Below are 22,961 nucleotides of genomic sequence, written 5' to 3' on the forward strand. Positions count from 1 at the left end.
ACCCTACCCTTCTGTTCTTGAGAAACGAGAATTCACGTTTGTGGTTTGTGGCTTCGTTTCTTCTTCGCCAAACAATTGTTCACGCTTGTATGCTGGATTTTGGTGAAGAATGTTTAATGCCCCGATGAAGTTTCGAATAATGTCTCCGACAGTTAGGTTTTCTTCTGCACCAGGTCGTGCATACTCCCCACGAATGAAGTTCTTAATTTCATCACTCGTTACGCTCGTTGCATACGCATTATGAACGGCATGAATGTCTCTTATCTTTTCCAAGAGCACATAGGTTTCGTCGTGTTTCAATGGTTTAATGGTGATGACCGGTTGGGATAAGTCGCGGTATTCATTTGTTTCAAAGCGATTGGATTGAAGCCTTCTCTTTAAAGCGCCATAGCTGAACAACCCTTTACGTTCATCCTCTAAGAATTCCGGTGTGCCACCTATCGTGATATATAACCCCTCAACATTCCCTTGTAACGTATCGTTGTAAATCTTTAAAATCGTTTCATAGTTTTTCTCTCTCGTCTGAGGATGTGTAATCTTATACAAGTTAATGGCTTCATCGAGATTAATAACCAAACCGGAGTACCCGATTTGCTTCACGAACTGAGAAAAGACTTTTATATACTCATAGTAATTAATATCGTTGATGATTTCGCGAACACCTAAATCCTTACGTGCTTCCATTTTGGATGTGTATTCCCCCCGAAGCCACCGAAGCGCTTGTCGTTGGAGCTCATTATCATCTTCAACGAAACCTTTAAAGTATTGGGTGAGAATACGCGCAAAGTCATAGCCACCGACGAGTTCATCCATTTTAGATACAACATCAGTAATGGCTAGTTCTACGTCTTTAACGAAAGCAGGGTTGTCGAATGCAACAGAATCGTAATTCTTATCGAGTTGGACCTTCATTTGAATTTCGCTAATCCACTTGTCTAAAATGGTAGGTAATGCGCCGCCTTGAGGGACAGTCGCAGTCGCCAAGTTTTTCATAAGCTCCGTGTAAGTCGCGACCGCTTTACCTTCTGTCCCGTATAATCGACGTTCAGGCGTGAAGTCTGCTTTCGCAACAACGAATTTCGCATTAAAAGCGGCTTGTTGGATGAGTGCTTGAATAAAACTTTTACCGCTCCCAAAAGGTCCAATGAATAGTTTCATGAAGGACGACCCTTTTTTAATGTTGTCCAAGTCACTTAAAATTTGTTTAACTTCTTCAGTTCGCCCCACCATGATGTGATGTAACCCTCTACTCGGTACGACGCCACCGCCTAATGAGTTAAGAATGGCAGTGGAATCTCTCTTTTTAATCTCTGTTTTTTCAGTATCCATTTACTCGGTCCCCTTTAGCGTTATCATACACTGTTCAAATTCTTCGTAGACTGCGATTTCTTCATCTTGAGATTCAAGGAAGTTATCCCCTAGGTATTCATTGGCTTTTTCGTTGATTCCATTGATAAACATACCTAACATGATGCCTTTTCGCTTTAAGAACGAATTGGCTGTGTTTCGGTCGTAAACCCCATTATCAAATTGAACCAGAAACTCTTTTTCAATCACGGTTAGGGATTCAATGAAGTCATCTTCTCCGTCGATACTGCCGCCCCCTCCTAGCGCATGGAAGATATCCGAAGGCGTAGAGGTATCACCCGTAGGTATTGTTGTTTCAATCTTAGTACTTGAATCACTGATTAATGCGTGCTTATTACTAGCAACACTCACTTCTTCGGTGTCCATTCTGGCTTTCGAGTTGTCGATGTTGGTTTCATTCGAAGTACCAGTAGTCCCCCCTAAGTTAGAAGCTCCTGTGCCTGTATCTACGTTAACAGCAGAACCTTGAGTTTCCTCCTCTTCTGCACTTCTTTCGTTGAATATTGCAATGAGTTCTTCCGTCTCTGCTTGAAACGCTTCGATGTTAGCATTATTGAATTCGATAACCGGTTTTTGTTCAAGTGCCGGAGTGTCTTCAGGTGGGGGCGGAATGTTTCCGTATCCCTCTCTTTTTTCTGCTTTTTGAACGACTTTAAATCGTTTTGTCGTTTCCTTCGCTGCCGGCGTAAAGTGTTCCAACATCATTTCTTTAAACCCCTCCGGTAAGAACGATTCATCAACTTTTATTTGACGTTTTTCCCCACTAAGCATTCTTGTTACATTTTCAGTTAAACGGAATAAAGCAGTCACTTCGTCTTTTATCCGTTCAGTAGGCAGTATTCGTTTCGTTTGAACATGAAAAGCGTTCGTTTCACGACCCATGACAGCACTGACATATAAGTGTTTAACAGTTCTTTCCTCATGCATTTTAAAGTAGCGGTCGATTAACTGTTCGCCTTGCTTTTGATACACATCTTGTAGAAGAGGAAAACTCTCTTTAAAGTGTCTATAAATTTTATGTTTATGGGCAGTGAAAAACACCGTTTCTTTATGAATTCGGATATAAGGTTTCCAGGATGTAACGGAGATTTTCGCTAACTCGTCATGTTTTTCCTTAAGTTGCTTATACAATGGCGCCATGTACAACTCACTCGACGAGGATGACCACTCTTCTAATAGGTCGTTTTCACCGACTTCTCGTAACATATCAGCCGCCCAAGCACCTAGGTACGTTGTCACCTTAGGAAGTCTTTCTACGTAATTATCATGTAACCGAACAACCATGCTTATATTGAATGCAGCTCTTTGGTTAAAGGAGTAGTTCAATAGCTCATAAACAAACAAGATGATGTAGCTAAGGTCTACATCTGGGTATTTCCCATTCAACACTTGTTCTCTCCAGTAAAAGTACCACTTTTTTTGTTCATGGTTCAAGCTGTCGAAGGTCGTCCAATAGGCGTGTAAAGGGATTTCCGGGCTATTGACACCTCTTTTAGTTGCATAGTTTAAGGATTGTTTGATGAATCGGCTTCCATTGTAGGAAAAACTAATTTCATAAGACTGGTTGTTTTTAGATGAATTGACGCGTCTTATCTGTTCGATAGCCTTCAGTATCTCTCTAGGCGTCTCAATGTGCCTATATTTATCTAGAATAATCGCGTTTTCATTGTAAAACTGGTTGTTTGTCCTCGCAACGCTGACGTCTGGCATATTTTTTAACGATTCCTCAATTTTCTGTTTTAATTTAGAGGCTTGCAATAAGAAAACATTCTTAGGTTGCCTTACCGGGTCCATATTCACGGATGGTTTCTCAGGGGGACTAGGGTAAGTTAATTCCGATAGAATCGGCTCTACCGGTCCTTGTTTGCCTTCTGCTTCCATATGAACCTCTTTCACAGCAGCAGAATCATTAACTTTGGTGTCTACCGCTAGTACATCTATCTCAGTGTTTTGGATTACTTCATACGCTACTTCTTCCAGATGTGATGGCACGGAAGGCATGTCATCCATTGTGCTTGGCACTGTCTGTGTATCCGCTATTACTTGGTCTTCACGGTGAGTGTTTTCAGTAGGAGGCGGCACAGCTGCTTTAGCCCGTTGTAACTGTTGTACCTGTTGTACCTGTTTGAGTGCCGATACTAACTCTTGTATTTCTTTACGAGGATACTCAGGTGTTTTTGGTGGCTGTACGATTGCTTCTTCGTCTTTCAAACGCGTTCTTTTCTTACGCGCTGCCGTAAACCTTGCTACCAGGTCACCCTCAGGTGCAGGTATAACCGTCTCCTCAATTTCGTTCCTTTTTTCGACATGGGAAGAAATAGTATTTTCAGGACTGACTATTGGGCTTGCTATGTTTTGCACTTCCTCAGTCTTTATCACAGGCTCACTATTTAGTGTGTAGTCTACTCTTTGTTGGTCCTCTATGGCTGCATAAACAATTTGTTTTACATTTTTGCGTTCTTCTCTCTTAAGTGCTTCTTCTGCAAGAGGTTTGAGTGGACGCCCATCGGAAAACAGAATACTTTCCTTGTCTAGTCGATTCTTAATGACTAGGTCATCCATTGTAATTTTGTTAGTTTTCTTTTTTACGGGGATGTCTTTTTTTGCCTTCTGCTCCAAGTTATCTTTTTGTATTAACGGGTTGGCTTCTAACTTGTTGTGCCATGCCTTAATGAAAAACATATCTATCCACCCTAAGAAAACAGGGATAACTGTCCAACAAAAAAGAAGGTATAGAGAGCCTTTTACGTATTTACGATAATAAAACGCGTGAGCTCCAACTCCTCCTAAAAAAAAAGCCAGTATATAACCAACTTTTTTTGATTTGTTATTCAAAACATCAACACCCCTTTACCTTTTAGTCCATTATACCTTTTCACAAGCACTATTAGTAGACAACAAGCCATTATTCCCAGTAATATGTCGTATATCTATAAGTAAATAGAACGATAAAGATACAAACGAGAAACTAAAAATAGGTTACTATTATGTTCCAATTATGGTATTCCCCCTAATTCATCAACAAAACTCCGTCATTCACCAATTATATGTACCCACTTTAGATATGAGAATATAGCACAGGTTTAAAGCTTTAATAACCCCTATTTGTATAATTCACCGTCTTTGCTACCATTATGTAGGAACAATATGTAGTTCCCTTACTTACTATAAAGTTGTATTTTGCAAAAATGAAGTACAGAGAATTTGAAAGGATTCATACATAGTATTGCAATGTGTATTGCAGACTCCAAGTAGATTTGACCTGGAGCCTTCTATCCTGCTTACTGAGTAGTTAGCGGAGGGGGGCTACTTTTTTCTATTGGTATAAAGAGCAATCCTTGTTTATGGCAAAGATATTATATGCAAAAAAAGTGCCAAGAAAATATCCTGGCACTTAAATATTAATTACCTATACTATTTGATACTACTTACTTATCCCATCTCAAATCCTTATAAGCTTCTTTCGCTACAGCTTCCATAACGGATTGATAAAAAGTTGAATCCTGGAATAACTTCTCAAATGAATTCATAGATTTCCCATAGTTATCCAATGCGCTTTTATGAAAGAAGTCGGGGAAGATACTTTGTTCGAAATTTTGTGCATCATTACTTTTTGCAGATTTCCTCAGTTTTTTATCTTCTTTTGCGGCTCGGTATAACGTTTCAACGATAACACGAATGCAATAAATGAATTCAAACAAAACACCACTAATGAATGGATGAGTTTAAAAGAAGGTGCTGTATATGCCGGATGTTTCAATAACTATTTTTAATAAATTCAGACTTTAGATGGGAGTCGAACCCGCGTCCAGAGGCTTGTATATTTAAGTATCTATGCTTGCAAATGTTGATATATCAAGGTTTTACTCAATAGGGAGTATTACATATTCACGAACTTGGTTCAAAGACCTTACGTTAAGCTATTGTTTTAAAGTTAGATGTTTAATTTCTGTTTCAACAATATCCCTTGTCAATTTCCCCAAGATTTGATTTTTATCTTCATTTATACTTGGAATAATAGATTCTTTCAACTCATCCATACTATTAAATATTACGGGAAAAGCATTTAATAATTGTTGCTTATAAATGTAATTATAAATAGTTGCATCTCTAATGATTTTTTGAACGTATGGTTTATGAAACGTATTATAAACTTCTTCAATCTGGAATAGTTTTAGATTTCCTTTAATCTTTTTCGCTATATCCTCTGGTGCATTAGAATAGTCAATCCTTATATTAAACCTCTCATCCGCACCTAACAATACAGCAACGTAATCAATATCATCAGAATAACTCAATTCCTTTATTTTCTTTTCAATTGCAGAAGAAATTTCATCACTTTTTTCTTTAATTATTTCTCTTTTAAAGTTTATAAATTGTATGATATCTTTCTCATAAGGAGTATAATGCGTTTTCAAATCAACTTTTTTTATCCCTTTAAAATCTGAATTACATACTTTACAACTTGGTATTAAATTATAAATCGAAATTGCTAGTATTGGATATGTAGCCTTATCAAAAAAGTGGTCTAAAGTACCTCTAGTTCGTCCATTATCAGACTCATATAAAAAAATAAATTGAGTACCACAATAAGGACAGATTGTTAATTCTAATTGTTTTTGATATAAATATGCATTCCATTTTCTTGCATAATAAAAGTGTATATATTCTGAATGGAATATACTTTTTATTTTTTCGTATAAATCATCACGTAACTGTTTATTAGGAATACTGTTAAGGAGATATAAATAAATATCTTTAATTTTATCTAGTTCATAAATATCTCCAATTAAAATCATTTCCATTTTCTCGCTAATGAATTTCAATACATTTCTACAAAATCTATTGTTTTCCTCATGATAAAGGCTTTCAAGTTTTTTATATAATCTAGCTTTCTTATTTTTATTATCACCAAAAACAAAATCTTTATGTAAACTTAATATCTTTACATCTAAATTTAAACTTATCATTTATTCTCACTCTTTAGCTTTAGTATTTCTACCTCTAAAAACCTAATTCTATCTTCTATATTAAAAGTTGATGATAAATGCATTTTTTCATTATATATGTGTAAAAGTTTATTTTTCACAAAAGGTTCTCCAATTATATCAATAAAATTCTTATAAAATTCTTTCTCTCTATAAACTTCATCAGGTTCAGAATTTAAAAGTTTTTTGGCAAAATTATTTATTTTATATTTAGCAAATTTACCTATTAGTCCATCACTAATAAAAAATGAATTTGTAAATAACTCGTTTATATTTGCACCAAACGTCCTAACACTCCCCTCTAATTCATTATTTATAGTAATAGCTTTACTCTCTGAAATGAATGTTACATTACAATTTGGAAAATCAGATAGTATTAGTGGCGAATGTGTTGTTAATATGACTTGAACTTCTCCTTTAAATATCAACTCTAGCAATTTAATAAAATAGAATAACCAATCTTTTTGCCATTGTGGATGAAAATATAAATCTCCTTCATCAATTAAAAGTAAGTAAGACTTTACTTCATAATTCAATTCTTCTGCTTCTTCCTCATATAATGAGTCTTCAAAATCACGTTCAATTTGTAATAGGGAGTCATAAAATCTCCCGAATAAATTTAGCAAACTATATTGACCACTACTTAATTTAGACCAATAGAAGTAAAATAGATTACTGTTATAAAAACCAGATTTATATACATTTAAAAATGCTTGGGTCTTTTTATGAGTAGTTAAAATATACATCCCCTTTTCATTTTCAAATAATTCAAGTTCATTAAATGCGACAATTAACTTTAAATAGTTTTCTTGAATGTCATTTAATTTTTTTATAATTTTTGCTTTTATAGATAATTTTGTCTTTTTTTCAAAATGATTTATCAATGTCGAGGTTATCATCGTAATTAAATTATTACTTTTTTTCCCTTTATTAAAGGCAGATATTATTAAGGTATCGTTCAATCCATTTCCTCTTAATAGATATGCGACATCAATACAATACCTTTGTAAGATTCTAACAGTAAACTTTTCTCCAAAATTGTTTTTTAAATCAAAATCAAAATACAAGTTGCTAACTTTCTCATAATTAAAGTGTTCTATAAATTCAGATAGTTGATAAGACAAAGTATCTAATTCATCAGAGAAATTATTTGTCTCTAAATAAATATCTTCTGGAATATCGATTATGTCTGTTATTTGTAACTTTTCTTTAAATGCGTTCATAAAGAAAATTTGTTTTTTAAATTCGCTATTTAGAAACGCATCCGGACTATCAAAATTATTTAATAACGCATTTGTAGAAATATTTCTGGTATTTAGAGTTACTGTCTCGTCTGCAATAAATGATTTTTTTTTGTTTTCAAGATACCTAACATCAAACACATTCGAAAAAAACAATGTTATATGGTCTAATAAATAATCATCATAAAAATTCAAATTCACCTTATTGTTGAAAGCCTTTATATTGTAGTTTTCTTTATTAGTAACTTTTATCTCTAAATTTGTGTCAATCACTAATTCATTATTCACTTCAAAAACTATAATAAAATCCGTATTAAATTCAACTTTTTCCATATAGTTTTGAATAAAATCTAATATAGACGACTTTCCTGTTCCATTCTCACCTACAATAGCCGATATTTCTAATTTTATCTCACTGCCATTTACCTTGAAAAAGTTTTCTATATATTGCTTGTTTTTATCAATATTCAAATTATTACTTTTAAATTTAATATTATATTTAGATGTAAAGTTAGTCTGAAAGTTTTTTAATTTTTTGTAGTTGTTTATCCATACAAATGCAATTTTCATTTTAATCCTCCAATAACTATTGTAAATTTCTAATTTCATTATACAACAGTTATTGATTTTTTTTTGTGCATAAAAAAGTTTTCCACTTACCTCGTATATTGTGCAAGCACCAGACTGACATACCGCTAACCCCCGTCCCCCATAGGGCGGGTGCTATAATAGTATTTATTATTGCACAATTTCATACAACTTATTTTAGACATTTTTCAATATAGTAGTTACAATACTTAATTCTTCTACTACCATTTCTACTGCTGTCACAGTTTTTGTTAATCACAAGTGTTAGTGACATTGGTTCTCAAATAAATCTTCTAATCTAAATTTGTCCCTTGTCGCTAATGAATAAATCTTTTCTCGCCGCTTATCTAATTTAATTAAAAGATGTGGTACTTGTTTAGCTAAATCTTCATTGGTATGTGGTTGTAACGGAAAATATATGTTGTTGTTATTTTTATGCTTTCTTATTATTAGTAGTCCAGCCGCTACTAATCGCTTATTTGCAGATACAATACTCTGACGGCTACAATTCATATAATCCTCTAATTGATAAATCGTTGGGAACGCATAGCCATATTCCTCATTAAACAATTCCAGATATTTCACATATACAGCAATATCAAAAGGCTTGATTAAACCTAGCTGAACATAATAGAAAATATCTGTAGAGACTTTTTCAAACCGTTTGGTGACACCTTGTGTAGATAATGATTGTTTTGGCGTAATCATTTTATTCACCTCTCTTTCCCCCTCAAAAAGTCACTTGCAATTCGAAGTGATTTTAGGACAATCATTTTAGTTTTTTTCCAAAGAAAAAAGTGAATAGGAAATTTCCTATCCACATGAACACTTGCAATTCCCATACATTTTAGGACATACAATTATAAAAAGTCTCTCAAATTGGTTGCTACTTCTTCTATATCAATATCTAAATACTGTGTTGTGACAGCTAAATCAGAGTGACCTAGTGCCGTGCGATACTCGCCCCTTTGTTCAGTAAGTTCTTTGCATAAGCCCTTCTAATAGCGTGTGCATTGATATTTTCTAATCCGAATCGCTTTGAGTATTTATTTAACTGTTTAGAAATGGCACAGTTAGATGATTTGCTAGTATTCATTGGTAAACCGTTTTGGGTGATAAATACACTTCTATTATCCGTTCCAAAGTGGCGGCGGATGCCTTCATTAAATTTGATTAGCATTGTTAACATAACTGCTAGTTCTTCATCAATTGGCAGCTTTAAGAAATTGTGATTTTTAAGCGTAGAACCGTCTAAACTCAAGCACAGATTCTCAAAATCGATATGACGTTCTCTTAACTCTCCTAGCGTACGAATACGAATACCCGTCTTGTACATCAACTTAATTGCCACCTCATCTCTAAAGCCAGTAAATGAACTCTGGTCAATCAACTCAAGTAGCTTATTTATATCCGATTCCTTTGCACCTTTCTTAACTTCCTTATCAATTTTAATATTAATGTTATTCCAAAACTTTTCTTTAATCCAACCGTTATTAAAGAACTTGCTAAGAACAGCTTTCGTTGATTTTAAGCGAATTAACTTCGTTGCGGCTTTACTTCTAGCACATCTAAATAGTGATATAGCGACTCTACTGTAATATCCTCAACGTACTCTAACTTGTTCACAGTCACGAATTGTTCAAATATGTATTGATAGCTTTCAATCGTTCTTTGACGGTTTCCCGATATCCTCATTTGCTGAAATACTGTATCTAGTGCGGAAATGATTGTTAAGCTATTTCGTTTCGTCTCGTGATTATTAGACGGTAATACCACCACATCACCACTCACTGCAAACACTCCATGCTTTCTACTTCTAGACATACAAAAAAACCTCCAAATTCATTAGTTGAATTAGAAGGTCTATGAACAAAAATTCTATTGAAAATATGTAGGGATGAAAATAGGGATATTCAACAAGAGTTCAACTCCCGTTCAATATCCCTAACCTTCAAAACCGTTGATACGACTAGTTTTATCAGCCGTATTATTATGGAGACGGCGGGAGTCGAACCCGCGTTTATGGACTTGACTTAGACAATTTGCCTTAATAGGTTGGAGAAGTTGTCTCGTCAGGCAACCGAACCTATCAAACCCACCAACCCATTATATTTATTTCACTAATTATTAAATACTCACAAAACTCAGCATTAAAACGCTTCAACATAATTTAACAAAAGGCTGCTGCTACTTTTCATACTCATATGGGAGCTTTAATTGCCGATGTCGTTAATGGAGTTTCGATGAACCCATTGATAAATAAAGTTTCCAACGCCTTTTATCGGACTCAAGAAATGTTTTTCAAATCATTGATATCATTGCCCTTTATTACAATACCCCTTCTAATTGTCTTCATCTGCTACTTCATTTTCTATGGTTATTTTAATTTGTTCAGTCGGATATATTTTAATCAAAATCTCTATAATTTTATTGCATAGATTAACCGCATCTGGAATAACTGTGTGTAGCTTTTTATTTCCACTTGGAATTCGATGTAACCTATGCAACGGATTTCCGCATACAGTAAGTTCCATACTTCTTATCGAAGACCATTGACCATGAGCAAAACCAGAAGTCCAATCATAATAGCTATTATAAATATCTTTTACTCCTGCATACTCACTCATCTTTCTTAAATTCGAGTTTTCCCAATGTCCTAAGTTTATATCACTATATTCTAACCATTGGTCTTCACTAGCCAAAGTTTCCAGTGTTTCTAAAGATACAAATTGTGGTTGAGCTTCTAATTCATCTATCTTCAAGAAAGCTAATTTTGCTTGTCCTGAACCATAAGAACGGTAACTTAACCATAATTCATCATCATTCTTTTTTTCTAAATACGCTAACGTTATATAACATTCGGCTATAGTTCTTAGTCCCAATCGACCAGTTATCCCGTTTTGTATTATTGAATTAGTCAATTCTTTTACTATATCCAGACAATACAAAGCGATTGCAAAAACCGCTTCGTGTTTAGCGTCAATCGCTGATGTAGTTCTTGTCATGTAAAAATGTTCTATAATCCGTCTTTCAACATCATCTATATTTGGCACAAATAATGGTTTTAAATTTAATTCTTCCGTACTAGCATTTAAATCCCAGCAAGGAGAAATACTTAATGCTTCGTCCCAAAATTGCTGCGCCCATTCACTCGGGTCCAGCATTCCACTCATTGCGTTTTCGCAAGAACGAATCGTTGGGCGTACCATTCTCATGTCGCCCTTTTCAGGATAATAAAAAATTTCTTCAGCATATGGTCCCATTTGTAACTTTCCATTAATCATCAAATAGAATATTCTAGCCCAGCGACAATCTGTAGCAAGTTGTGATTGATGGTCTAACATATTCGCTACACAACTGTAAATTTTCATTAATTCTCGTTCTTGATTATCAATGTTAATGAATTTCCCCAAGTTTGTCCTTTTAGGAAGAGACTCAAATAAAAGTAATGGTTTTAATTCTTCTTTTAAGAATAGTTCATTAAACAAATAGTTATAAAAATCTTCGATTTGTTCATCTGGCATTTCTGTTATGGATTCAATTGATAGCTCTTTAGGTTTGAATCCTTCTGGTTTATCATGAAAGTATTTACAAATTTTCTTAATATAATTGATTCCCTTAATTCTGTCATTCTGGTTAATAATCAAGCCAATCCATAGAAAACTAGGTAATCTATCGTCTTTCCAGGACATCTTTTTCATATTTTCTATTTTCGAAAATGGTGAAAGCAATGCTTTTCCTTTTTGTTCATGTTTACCGATAGATGTGTGCCGTCTCTCTTTTTTTTCTCAGCTTTTTCTCCCCATAGTAACTCCCCCCCTTTTATTTTCCCATTAAATTAAATACAAAATAAAAGTAACTTCGTTTTCACAAAGTTACTTTTATTTTTATACTGCAATCGGAGCTTTAATTCCTGGATGTGGGTCATATCCCTCAATTATTAAATCTTCCATTTCTATATCGAATATCGATGTTTTCTCTGGGTTAATTTTCAGTGTAGGTAAATCACGAACTTCACGAGATAATTGCTCTTGCACCTGTTCCACATGGTTTAAATAGATGTGAGCATCACTAATACTGTACACGAACTCTCCAACCTCTAATCCGCACTCATTGGCAATTAAATGTGTTAATAATGCATAGGACGGAATATTAAAATTTGAGCCTAAAAATGAGTCCGCACTTCTTTGCAATAAATGACAACTAAGTTTATTATCGGATACGTAGAATTGGAAAATAACATGACATGGAGGCAAAGCAGCCTTACTGCCTTTAGCTCCTGCATTAATTACGTCTTCAGGATTCCAGGCATTTACAATTAATCGTCTTGAATCTGGATTAGTTTTAATTTGATTAATTACATCATTCAATTGGTCAATTTTCTCACCAGTTGAAGTAGTCCAATTTCTCCACTGCTTACCATAGACATTTCCCAAATCACCGTATTTTCCAGCAAACACATCGTCTCTAAGAACACGCTGACAAAATGATTGTAGTTCTTTTTGATATACTTTGTTGAACTCTTCATCATCTAGACAACGTAACCCAAAGTTAGTCATATCTGGTCCATCATACTCTTCTGATTCAACCCACTGTTTAAAAGCCCACTCATCCCAAATATGATTGTTATTTTGAAGCAAATATCGAATATTTGTATCTCCTTTGATAAACCAAAGTAATTCACTGGCGATTAAACGAAACGGAGTACGTTTTGTTGTGAATAACGGAAATCCTTTCGTTAAATCAAATCGCATTTGATAGCCAAATACACTTAATGTGCCGGTTCCAGTACGGTCTTCCTTTTTCGCACCATTTTCTAGGATGTGTTTCAGAAAATCTAAATATGTTCGTTCAAGTTCATTATTCAAGTTGCTACACCTCTTATATGATAAATTCTATACTAAGTATATACGAAAAAAATTACTTTAGTTTAATCTCGTGCAATTAGTTCTTTAATGCGTTTTTTTAACGTACTAACTTCTTCATTTAACAATGAATTGAATTTCATTTGCCTGTTTAATGCCTCTTTATTAAAATTAAGTTCTGTTGATAATTCTTCATATTTCACAAACCATTTCGCAGTTTCCTTTTTACTTAACTCTAATTTTTTCTGCAGTTCCGAAATTTCTTGTTCTGGGGTTGAAATAACTAACAAATTATTAATTGTCTTCTCTTTCCGCTTTTCTTCAATTAGCATTAGTAACTTTCCGCGCTTCTCTTCAATCCATTTTATGCGTTTGGAGTGTTTTAACGTGTTTCTGTCACAGCTAGACCTTCTAGCTATCTCAGACCATCCGACAAGCCTTGCAGATGGCTTGTGAGAGGTTCGAATGACTTGTTCTATTTCTTTTAATGCGACTCGTATGGAACAATTTGTTCGCCAAAATGATAATTGGTTTTCCACTTTCAGTTTTTCTTTTAACAATTCATCATTATATAGTCGGTCATTTTTTTCAACCCAATCAAGCGATAGGTTAACTTCCATTTCTTTTTGAACTTTCATTGGTATGTGCATCCAAAATACCACCTTCGTTATCACGGAAATGATTAATAACATACTCCGCTCGTTTTAACGTTTCTTTCAGTTCAGGCTCCATGTACTGGAATTCTTCATTATCCATTTTGCTTAATGTATCCTCATACACTTTTTTCCAAATCGGTAGTTTTGATTGAGGTATCACAGCATTTCCACAATCAATCGGATTACACTTTAATTGACCAATACATGGGGGAGGTTGTTTTGTACCATCTATTAGCTCAATATCTTTTCTTCCAGCACAATATCCTAATCCGACGTCAAGAAACGGTAATGACTGACTTTTTAAATCTTCAACAATTTCATCGATTTCACTGTCATTTACCATCAAGCCTTGAAAATATTCTTTTTTTCGTTTTGAGAATTCCCTTGCATTTTTGCCACCAGCTACCGTTGAATTAGGATGATAAATTTCGTTAATTAACTCTTGCTTTACTGAATGAAAATGCTTTGCAGAATGGGTAATTTCTTTACTGATTCCGCCATATCCCAGTGTTACATTATTTACTCTGTTATAAGCCACAACCGCGGAATTCACATGTTTTAAGTGATAACTTATATAAGGGAGACCCAACTTACCTCGAATTAATTGTTGAGCCAGTGAATGTCGTAAACGGTGAACAGTAATTTTGTGTTCAGGTTTATTTATATAGTAACTGAGTTTTTCATTATCTACGGATGCTCCATTAACATATAAATTTATGCCTTGCATAATACCAGATGTTGACAATGGTTCTTCTTTTTGATTTAAATAGACTGAATTTAAGCTAGAAACTAAGTATGAATTAAAGTTAAATCGCAGAATTTGATTCAAAATATCAGCTGCATCTCTTACAATAGGGATAGCAACCCAATCATCATCATCAGTAGGTAATAAATCATTGTTATGCTTAACTACGGTACCTTTGATTACATAGACATCATGACGTTTTGAAATACAATTTGATTTAAAGGAAATAAGTTCGCTATATCGTATACCTGTAAACGTGAGTATCGTAAGAATACACGCTCTTTGGATTATTAGTAACTTGTTATAAAATTCTTTTATAGTGAAATTATATTTTTCATCAAATTGTTTTCTTTTCTTCCCAGTTGTATTTCCCCTCTTGCCACTTTTCACTGCATTTATTTTTTCTATTTCTCTTATAGCGACATAATCTTCAAATGCTTGTTCTATATCAAAATTATACGTTCGCTTTTCAATTTCTTTTTCAATATTTGAAGTTACGTTACTGTTGACACTCATATTCATTGCTTTTTTAAAAGCTATAACATCAATAGTCAACTGCTTAATTAATTCCGTATACAAAACATCGTCCAATGGTTGAGCAGAACTTTCTTTTAATTTATTTTTTGGCAACAAAACGAATTTCAGGTTATTTACATCCGCTTCATTCCAATTAACTGGGCTTTTAAGATGCATTTGAATCAATGGATTGGCTAATAATCTCAGGGTTTTTTTCACATCGTTTATCCTTGAGTGATGAAAAGGTACTGTTTCAAAATCTTTTATTTTCAAATCTCCAAAACAGTGTAGAATAGCAATAGAATTAACACCCATTTCTTTTTGGAATTCTACTTGAAGCTGTTCAACGGTTTGAACTAATTTCATGGTTAGACTACTCACTGTATTAATTTTGTAATTATTTTTCTTTGCCTTCCTAAATATACCCGAAGCACAAATCATAAAATATGTTAGAACCTTTATTTCATAAGTAAAGTTATTACCCACACGTTTACTTATTTTTAGCCAATCAAATGTTAATTTCGAACTTCCAATTGCATTTTTACGTATATTCTTTTTATCCGTAAAATCCCAAACATCATCTCCAAATTTACTTTTTTCGTTTAGCTCAATATCGTCATTAAATTCGAATCTTTTGGAAAGTAATGTATTTAAATCCAATTGTTTTAATTCCAAATTTAGCCCTCCAGATGTGCTCTATATGTTACTGGGTCAATTAATTCATCCAGGTTCTCAGCTATTTCTTTTGATTGTAGAATATCTTCCATGGAAAACTCCGAAACTTTCTCGTCAAATAGTGCATTAATAACATCTAATGTCTTTAAGTAATAACTTTCATTTGGTAACTCTGTACTTTGGACCTCCATCGATTGTTCTATTTGGTTTTTATACATCCATAATGATGGTAAATTTCTTTTGAAAACCATCACATTATCGCAGAATAAGCACATATTTACTCGACTACATGCACTACCTTCCTGATATTCTTTCAGTCTCCTAACATCCTCTGGTGGATTAAATGGGTTTTTGCAATCAGATAAAAACCCCTTGAAAATTGTATTACTATCTTTTTTCTTTTCATGAGCATATTGAACCTCATTCTTTTCAGCCCAAGCTTTATTGGCAAATATTTTTTCAATAGCAGCAGCCGTTTGTTTTTGCGCTTTTATATTTAATTTGTTTTTATCAAGATAATTCATTGTTGTGGTAATACTTCCATGCCCTAATTCATATTGAAGCTCATGTAAATCAGCCCCTTTGTGAATCATTTCAGTAGCTTTAGTAGCACGAAATCGTTTTAAATTAAAATTCAGTTTTGTATTCTCATCATTCGTTAATTTATATCTTCGAATAAAATTCTGACTCCAAGTGTGAGTTACTTTAGAATTGATTTCAATAATCTCTCCAAAATTTCTTTGGGAATTACTCTGAATAATGAATAAATTATTTTTAATTTTAGATGGGGCAAGTAATCGAATATTTTCAGTTAAAGCTGTTATCACTGTCAATGTATTTTTAATAATCTTAACTTGGTCTTGTCTGAACTCCTTTAATTCTACGTTTTCATTTTTTTCATTAATATTAATATGCATTTCTTTTCCTCCACCACTCCTTGCTTTAAAGTAGCGTAATATTGGCACACCAGAGAGTGGATTCTTTTCTTCAAAACAGTCCAGTTCAAGTTCTAATAAGGACTGTACGTTTAAACCCGTTTGAATCGCTAACTTAACTATTAATGGCATAATTAAATCCGTATCAACATTCGGCGCTACACCCCATTCACGATAAATCCCTCTCAAACCACCAATATCCTTGAAATATGCTGTAGGTGCATACTCTATATAAGTCTTATGTAAACTTTTATTTTCAGGCGTACCAAGTATAGGTTCAAAATCTAGTACATTTTCAAAATACCAACGCATATTATCAATATCTCCCCAATGATTTTCTCTTATTCTAGGGTCAGCTCCAACACCTTTCGGCTTATAGCCATCTTTTCGGTATACACGATACACATACTTCAATTCTTCCTTCAAAGCCGCGTTAATTTGCTTCATCTCGTTTTCACTATAAGCAATATTTCCATCCGTTTCCCTACCAGCGGAACCAATTGAAACATCAATCAAATTATTAAAAGAAGTGTAATCATTAACAATAGCTTCTTTCATTACTGTTCTTACCGCACTAAAAATTCCAACAATCGAATATGAAGTTAGATAACCTTTGTCGACTTTTTTATTGGTGGAATCAATATATTTTTTTAAATTCACTAATACCATTTCATCCAAATGTGTATCTAAATAAAATAACCTATACTTTTTTAAATCTTCGTTGTAATTAGATGTTGCATCAAGAAACTTTTTATAATAACTTAAAGCGTTTGTATAATTACTTTGAGTAGATTTATTCGTTTTCATATTGGCAACTAAATTAAAAATAAATTCAACTTGTACATATGGATTATCTTTGGTTGGTGTTGGTGGTATTTTCTTCATCATTTTCGCCCTCGTTTTTCAGTATGGTTTTTCATAGGTAAATACGTTTCATCGTAGATACGTTGCGATTCTTCAAAGCGGTTCTGGATATCATGTTGTTCATTTTGTAATTGTAGATTTTTTATTGCTGCTGGTGGAATATGTGCATATATTTCTGTTGTTTTAATATCGTTATGACCAAGTGTATCTCGGACAATGACTAATTTATTTAAAAACTCATTGTCAAACTCACTCATTAAAACAGATACTGCAAACGAATGACGGTATTTATGTGATGAATATTTGGAAGGGTTTAGCCCTCCTCTTTTTGCAGTTTTGTAAAGAAGATTTTTTATTGCATCATCTGTTATAGGGTTACCTTTAACATTCAGGAAACAGGGTATGTCATCACCATATTTTAGTCTGGCTTTTCTGTATATTGGATGCTGTTTATGTAACCGATTAATTCGCGAAATCAACGCTCTGGTTAAAAATGTAATACGCTCTTTAGGCATACCACCAGGACCTTTACTTCCTCTTTTAAGCTCAAAATCGAAATACATCGCTTCTTCGGGGAAATCTTGCAGTTGAGGTATATCCTTTTTTTTCAATCGAGGTACTTCTGAAATACGTAACCCAGAATCAAATAGAAAATGAACTAAGCATCTCTGATTTTCATCATGTAATAAGTTAATGAATTCAGTGATTTCAAACACTGTAAGGTATTTTGGAATCTTCTTCACTGGATTAGGACTTTTATATTTACTTGATGCATAGCCGTTGTTATCTCTAACACATCCTGCTTCATCAGAAGTTAACCAGGTCATAAATTCACGGATGATTGCTTCTCTATTTCGAATAGTCGTTGCTGCTAAACCCTTGTTTTTTAAATCCTTTAAATAATCGCCAATCCCTACACCATCTATAACAGAAAGAGATAAATCTACCCGCATTTTAAAGGTTTCTTCTAAATATCTAATAAAATAAAGGAGTACCTTTGAATAATGTTTTATAGACTTATCGCTATAGCGAAGACCATGATTATGAATGGAAAGTATATACTTTGATGGTAATTCCACAACTTTATTTTTCTTATTTAAAAACACATAATATGTTTCCCCATTATCTTCCACTTCAATTACTTCCATTTCAATCCCCTCATTTCTCAATAAAATGAATTAACTCCGATTACTTTAATATCAGTTTTCTAACATTAAAACGTTAAAAAAACTAGCTACTCACTAAGCAACAGCAATATAGCTAGTCTATTTTCATTATCTTGAGGAATTTGTTCAATTAAGATATCTTTAATTAATCGTATATTACTAATATCTACAATGATTTTTTCTAAGCTAGCTCTATAATGACCCGGTAGAATAGCATTTTCTAAACTCCAATCAATTAAAATTTCATTATTTGAATCATAATCATGTGAATAATTAATTATTCTTAAAGAAAAATGCATTTGTTTTATTTGTCTATTCGTAAAATCAATATTTAACATAGTAGTGTGTTTAAATTGACTAAATGAAAAATGTTCCGCTACAACGCAATTTTCATCAGTAAACCATCCTTTTTTAGGTAAATGTATTATTTCTTTATCCACTGCGTCCTTATTAATAAATAAATTTTTTTCTAAGTAATTTATCGCGAATTTTACCCCTTCTTCAAATCCATCTGCCGAATCATTTCCTTTAGTTTCTCTTATTTCAAGACTTTTGGTTTGCTTAAGAGTATTTAAATGGGAGATTAAGTTATTTTCTTTATTGTAGCCCAATTTGTATGCTATAAATTCAAATAAATCTTCTTCATTAATTCGATAACCTATTTTTCTACTTTCCATTGATGCTTTAATTCCATATCTTGCTGCATTTGTATGAGCAAATTTTTCTGCTTTCTCAGCCTTTTCACCCAAACTAATCCGCTTATTGTATTCTAAGTCGAATACTTTACTATACTCTCTTATCCAAAGACGAACTTGTGGTTCCCCAGTTGAAAATTTGGAATTTCCATTCCGATTTTTATTAATTGAATTGTCTCTACGGATAATACCCTTTTTAATTAAAATGATGGCAGCTTCAGCTACATTGTATTTCTTCAAATTAATCAACCCTTGTTTTTATTGTAAGAATTCTAACATTAAATCTTATGTATTTAAGATATATTATAAATACTAACAATGCAACTAATTAATTTGAATGATTACAAATAATATACTTTTTCATTTTTCTTACATATAATTATTTACATTATTATCCTGTTATTTACTCATCATTATTTTAGAAATATAAAAAAGCTTATTCATAGAATCTATTCTACAAATAACCTTACTTGTCTTCCTATAGGATTCATCAACTTATTTTCGCTAACTAAAAAGGAAAATGTCCGCACTTCGCTGATAGAGCTGGCATGACAGCTTTCCATCTGCCACATAGAATTGGAATAGTAAATGGCACGGGGGAAGTGCCATTTCATCGACTTCAGAAGGATTCCAAGCAGTAACAATATGCCTTCTAGAATCCGGATTGTTTTTAATACCATCAATTAAGTTTGCAATCTGATCAATTGATTCTTCCCCACCGGACCACGATCGCCACTGTTTACCATACACAGGTCCTAGGTCAGCATATTTCGCTGCAAACTTTTCATCTTCCAGAACACGTGCTTTAAATGCATCCATTTCAACTTTATATACAGCCGCGAAGTCTGAATCCGTTGATGCTCGACGCCCGAAATTACTCATGTCTGGCCCAGTGTATTCGGGACTCGTCGCCCATTGTTCAAAAGCCCATTCATCCCAAATTGGATTCCTGTCTTCAATGAGCGTTTTGACATTTGTATCTCCTTTAAGAAACCACAGTAGTTCCGAAGTAATAAGGCGTAAAGCCGTTTTCTTTGTGGTCATGAGAGGGAATCCATCTTTCAAATTAAATCGCATCTGATATCCAAACACACTGACAGTACCAGTACCTGTTCGGTCTTGTTTTTTTGTACCCGTTTCAAGTACATGTTTACATAAATCTAAATATTGTTGCATTCAAAAAGCCTCCTTGCGATAGTGTTAAGTATATCAAATATAGGCTTGCTTTGATAATAAAAAAGACACCTCCAGCGTGGTTATTTAAGATAACCACGCTGGAGGTGTCTTTTTCGCCCTTGATATGACAATCTTTTAAGATTACTAATAATTATTTATAACATTTGCGTCATGGTTACTCAAGTATTATGAGGATTGGTTGTGGTTGTATATTCCGAAAACTTGCAACTGATTTTGGACATCATTGTACTCGTATATTTGTATAGAAGAAGGTTAAAATTTCCAATGGGATTACTATATTTCTTCGCATTGCACTTTGAATTGTCGCAGAGTAAGAATGCATTAATGAACACCACTTACCCAGTAAGGACAATAATCAATTGAAAAAAAGAACTTCGAATAAGAAAAACATAGGGAGATTTTAGTCTTCCTATGTTTTCATTCATATTATTTATCTGTTTGTTTTTGCTTTTTTTCCAAATACTCCGCACGTATTTTTTCAAGTTGCTGCTTTTTATCAAATATGGCAGGCTTGTTTTTTTCATGATACTTTGCCACAGCCACCTTACCTTTGTTATCCAATTGATATTTTCCCATTTCGTTCACCTACTTTTCTTGTCTTTAAAGAGAATCCATTCAACAAATATAATATACCTTATTTAATGAAGTATACCTATTTACTTTATTTGTGTACTGCCTAACCTTACATAGATCAGTAAAAACTTAGTAAAATATTTCATAGCCAAATGGTATTCATTACACTTATCTTTACGATCTTAAATTTGCTGATTCATTATCAACAAATTTAGGAGTGCTCCTGATGAGCTCTATACGCATTTTACCACGGAAACGTGTATTAATCGAAAAATATATACTTGCCGGTAAATCTCTTTCTTATATCGCGAAACAAAATAGAATGAATATCCTCTTTAACAAATCCCCCTATAAACGGGTTATAGACCGTTTTCCTTCCAAAGCTATAAACTTGAACCCGATCGAGGCATGGTTATAGGGCATTTTCGTGTATGCCTTAACCAGCCTCGTTAACATCGTATCTGTATCCGTTAATAGTAGAAAAATCTTTTTTTCTTTAATCTATATTTTCCTTTCCATCATCCGTTACCCTTCTTTTATCTTGACTCTAAATAAGAAAACTAAAGAAATGCTTGATAGAATTCTTAATAAAACCTTACTATTATCGAAGGAAACCTTTTATTAAGGAAATCTTAAGAAAGGCGTCGGGTGTTTGTTAAGGTTTGGTTGATATGATTTCTTTAAGCGAATACTAAGAGGAGTGAAAAACATGTTGAACCGTACATATAGGAGTGGACCTGCATGAATATATTGGTTTGTGATGATGACAAAGCTATTGTTGATGCGATAGGCATTTACTTAGAGAATGAGGGCTATACCGTTTTCAAAGCCTTTATTGGGCTAGAGGCAATTGAAGGTATCAATGAACATGACATTCATCTCATTATTATGGACATTATGATGCCGAAGATGGATGGGATCCGTGCAACGATGGAAATTAGAAAAAGAAATAGTATTCCTTTAATTATGCTTTCTGCCAAATCAGAGGACTATGACAAAATTCTAGGTTTAAATATAGGTGCGGACGATTATATGGGTAAGCCATTTAATCCGTTGGAGCTGATTGCCAGGGTGAAATCCCAGCTGCGAAGATATACAACATTTGGAGCACTTGAAACGAATAGCAATCTCTTTCAATCCGGTGGACTGGTGATCGATGATGAAAGTAAAAAGGTCACCGTCGATGGCGAGTTAAAAAGCGAGCGATTAAAAACGGAGCTGATTACCAATGTATCACATGATATTCGAAATCCTTTGACCTCCATTATCACCTACGTGGATTTATTGAAAAATGAAAAGGATCGAACTAAAGTCGATAACTATATTGAGGTACTTGATCAAAAAGCACAAAGGCTCAAACTGTTAACCGATGATTTATTTGAAGCTTCTAAGGCCTCAAGTGGGAATATCCCCGTGTCTTTAGAGAAAATTGCTATCGTGTCTTTAATTACCCAAGGACTTGGCGAATTGAATGACAAAATTGAAGCAAATGGTTTAGACATCAAACTCAATTATCCGGAAGAAAAGGTGTACGTCACAGCGGATGGAAGATTATTGTGGAGAACGATCGAGAACCTATTATCGAATATCTTTAAATATACACTTACACAGTCCAGAGTATATATAGATATAGAGGATTTAAGGGATGAGATACGTATTAGCTTTAAAAACATCTCCGCCTATGAATTGAATATCTCAGCAGATGAATTAATAGAGCGTTTTAAAAGAGGCGATGAATCCAGAAACAGTCAAGGAAGCGGATTAGGGCTTTCCATTGCAAAAAATCTCGTTGAAATTCAAAAAGGAAAATTCGAAATCCATGTAGACGGCGATTTATTTAAAGCGATGATTTACTTGCCAAAACATTTATCAAAATAAGAACTGTCTTT

General features: G+C 33.6%; 17 protein-coding genes and 3 pseudogenes. 2 read left to right on the top strand and 18 right to left on the bottom strand.

Translation table 11 applies throughout. From position 1 onward, the window contains the following. Positions 1-3 precede the first annotated feature (3 nt). The 18 genes and pseudogenes from AC25Y6_RS16025 to AC25Y6_RS16110 form a co-directional block, all read right to left on the bottom strand. On the bottom strand, positions 4-1,329 hold the full coding sequence (locus tag AC25Y6_RS16025; RefSeq protein WP_488143726.1) for an ATP-binding protein: 1,326 nt from the start codon (positions 1,327-1,329) through the stop codon (positions 4-6). Continuing rightward, positions 1,330-4,050 (bottom strand): TerB N-terminal domain-containing protein, encoded by a 2,721-nt coding sequence (locus tag AC25Y6_RS16030; protein ID WP_488143744.1) that lies wholly within the window; start codon positions 4,048-4,050, stop codon positions 1,330-1,332. A gap of 54 nt (positions 4,051-4,104) precedes the next feature. Beyond that, a pseudogene (locus AC25Y6_RS16035) lies at positions 4,105-4,203 on the bottom strand (NINE protein); the annotation flags it as partial. A gap of 593 nt (positions 4,204-4,796) precedes the next feature. Continuing rightward, a complete protein-coding gene (locus AC25Y6_RS16040) occupies positions 4,797-5,069 on the bottom strand; it encodes a hypothetical protein (protein WP_488143727.1) in 273 nt (90 codons plus the stop codon). 219 nt (positions 5,070-5,288) lie between these two features. Next, entirely contained in the window at positions 5,289-6,338 is a 1,050-nt protein-coding gene (locus AC25Y6_RS16045; protein WP_488143728.1) for a hypothetical protein, read from the bottom strand. Next, positions 6,335-8,167 carry an AAA family ATPase gene (locus tag AC25Y6_RS16050; protein ID WP_488143729.1) on the bottom strand — a complete coding sequence of 611 codons (1,833 nt, stop codon included), beginning with the start codon at positions 8,165-8,167 and terminating at the stop codon, positions 6,335-6,337. The genes AC25Y6_RS16045 and AC25Y6_RS16050 overlap by 4 nt, the downstream gene beginning before the upstream one ends. 282 nt (positions 8,168-8,449) lie before the next feature. Beyond that, positions 8,450-8,893: a hypothetical protein gene (locus AC25Y6_RS16055; protein WP_488143745.1), complete on the bottom strand. Its 444-nt coding sequence runs from the start codon at positions 8,891-8,893 to the stop codon at positions 8,450-8,452. Positions 8,894-9,128: 235 nt separating this feature from the next. After that, a complete protein-coding gene (locus AC25Y6_RS16060; RefSeq protein WP_488143730.1) occupies positions 9,129-9,575 on the bottom strand; it encodes a tyrosine-type recombinase/integrase in 447 nt (148 codons plus the stop codon). A gap of 146 nt (positions 9,576-9,721) precedes the next feature. Then, the gene (locus AC25Y6_RS16065) at positions 9,722-10,009 is read right to left on the bottom strand and encodes a hypothetical protein (protein WP_488143731.1); all 288 of its coding nucleotides are present in this window, start codon (positions 10,007-10,009) and stop codon (positions 9,722-9,724) included. Positions 10,010-10,527: 518 nt separating this feature from the next. After that, positions 10,528-11,886, bottom strand: coding sequence for a DUF5677 domain-containing protein (locus tag AC25Y6_RS16070; RefSeq protein ID WP_488143732.1), 1,359 nt, complete (start codon positions 11,884-11,886; stop codon positions 10,528-10,530). A 186-nt stretch (positions 11,887-12,072) separates the two neighbouring features. Next, on the bottom strand, positions 12,073-13,053 hold the full coding sequence (locus tag AC25Y6_RS16075; protein ID WP_488143733.1) for a thymidylate synthase: 981 nt from the start codon (positions 13,051-13,053) through the stop codon (positions 12,073-12,075). 62 nt (positions 13,054-13,115) lie between these two features. Further along, the gene (locus tag AC25Y6_RS16080; RefSeq protein WP_488143734.1) at positions 13,116-13,700 is read right to left on the bottom strand and encodes a hypothetical protein; all 585 of its coding nucleotides are present in this window, start codon (positions 13,698-13,700) and stop codon (positions 13,116-13,118) included. Beyond that, positions 13,660-15,642, bottom strand: coding sequence for a site-specific integrase (locus tag AC25Y6_RS16085; protein ID WP_488143735.1), 1,983 nt, complete (start codon positions 15,640-15,642; stop codon positions 13,660-13,662). Before AC25Y6_RS16085 ends, AC25Y6_RS16080 begins: the two co-directional genes overlap by 41 nt. A gap of 2 nt (positions 15,643-15,644) precedes the next feature. Next, the gene (locus tag AC25Y6_RS16090) at positions 15,645-17,465 is read right to left on the bottom strand and encodes a site-specific integrase (protein ID WP_488143736.1); all 1,821 of its coding nucleotides are present in this window, start codon (positions 17,463-17,465) and stop codon (positions 15,645-15,647) included. Further along, the gene (locus tag AC25Y6_RS16095) at positions 17,462-18,589 is read right to left on the bottom strand and encodes a tyrosine-type recombinase/integrase (RefSeq protein ID WP_488143737.1); all 1,128 of its coding nucleotides are present in this window, start codon (positions 18,587-18,589) and stop codon (positions 17,462-17,464) included. The genes AC25Y6_RS16090 and AC25Y6_RS16095 overlap by 4 nt, the downstream gene beginning before the upstream one ends. 86 nt (positions 18,590-18,675) lie before the next feature. After that, positions 18,676-19,542, bottom strand: a complete 867-nt coding sequence (locus AC25Y6_RS16100) for a hypothetical protein (RefSeq protein WP_488143738.1) — start codon at positions 19,540-19,542, stop codon at positions 18,676-18,678. A 273-nt stretch (positions 19,543-19,815) separates the two neighbouring features. After that, positions 19,816-20,478, bottom strand: a pseudogene (locus AC25Y6_RS16105) (thymidylate synthase); the annotation flags it as partial. Between the two features lie 447 nt (positions 20,479-20,925). After that, the gene (locus AC25Y6_RS16110) at positions 20,926-21,075 is read right to left on the bottom strand and encodes a hypothetical protein (RefSeq protein WP_482103390.1); all 150 of its coding nucleotides are present in this window, start codon (positions 21,073-21,075) and stop codon (positions 20,926-20,928) included. A gap of 738 nt (positions 21,076-21,813) precedes the next feature. Here AC25Y6_RS16110 and AC25Y6_RS16115 point away from each other — a divergent pair. Together AC25Y6_RS16115 and AC25Y6_RS16120 are read left to right on the top strand one after the other, a co-directional pair. Beyond that, positions 21,814-22,263, top strand: a pseudogene (locus AC25Y6_RS16115) (response regulator transcription factor); the annotation flags it as partial. Between the two features lie 30 nt (positions 22,264-22,293). Then, complete coding sequence (locus AC25Y6_RS16120; protein ID WP_488143746.1) at positions 22,294-22,950, top strand: sensor histidine kinase; 657 nt, start codon at positions 22,294-22,296, stop codon at positions 22,948-22,950. Positions 22,951-22,961 lie beyond the last annotated feature (11 nt).

It is taken from the genome of Sporosarcina sp. Y1004 (assembly GCF_057669665.1).

Excerpts from the sequence above, each read along its gene's own strand:
- AC25Y6_RS16025 (WP_488143726.1), bottom strand. The coding sequence starts at position 1,329 with ATGGATACTGAAAAAACAGAGATTAAAAAGAGAGATTCCACTGCCATT.
- AC25Y6_RS16030 (WP_488143744.1), bottom strand. The coding sequence starts at position 4,050 with ATGTTTTTCATTAAGGCATGGCACAACAAGTTAGAAGCCAACCCGTTA.
- AC25Y6_RS16045 (WP_488143728.1), bottom strand. The coding sequence starts at position 6,338 with ATGATAAGTTTAAATTTAGATGTAAAGATATTAAGTTTACATAAAGAT.
- AC25Y6_RS16050 (WP_488143729.1), bottom strand. The coding sequence starts at position 8,167 with ATGAAAATTGCATTTGTATGGATAAACAACTACAAAAAATTAAAAAAC.
- AC25Y6_RS16055 (WP_488143745.1), bottom strand. The coding sequence starts at position 8,893 with ATGATTACGCCAAAACAATCATTATCTACACAAGGTGTCACCAAACGG.
- AC25Y6_RS16065 (WP_488143731.1), bottom strand. The coding sequence starts at position 10,009 with ATGTCTAGAAGTAGAAAGCATGGAGTGTTTGCAGTGAGTGGTGATGTG.
- AC25Y6_RS16070 (WP_488143732.1), bottom strand. The coding sequence starts at position 11,886 with ATGAAAAAGATGTCCTGGAAAGACGATAGATTACCTAGTTTTCTATGG.
- AC25Y6_RS16080 (WP_488143734.1), bottom strand. The coding sequence starts at position 13,700 with ATGCACATACCAATGAAAGTTCAAAAAGAAATGGAAGTTAACCTATCG.
- AC25Y6_RS16090 (WP_488143736.1), bottom strand. The coding sequence starts at position 17,465 with ATGATGAAGAAAATACCACCAACACCAACCAAAGATAATCCATATGTA.
- AC25Y6_RS16095 (WP_488143737.1), bottom strand. The coding sequence starts at position 18,589 with ATGGAAGTAATTGAAGTGGAAGATAATGGGGAAACATATTATGTGTTT.
- AC25Y6_RS16110 (WP_482103390.1), bottom strand. The coding sequence starts at position 21,075 with ATGGGAAAATATCAATTGGATAACAAAGGTAAGGTGGCTGTGGCAAAG.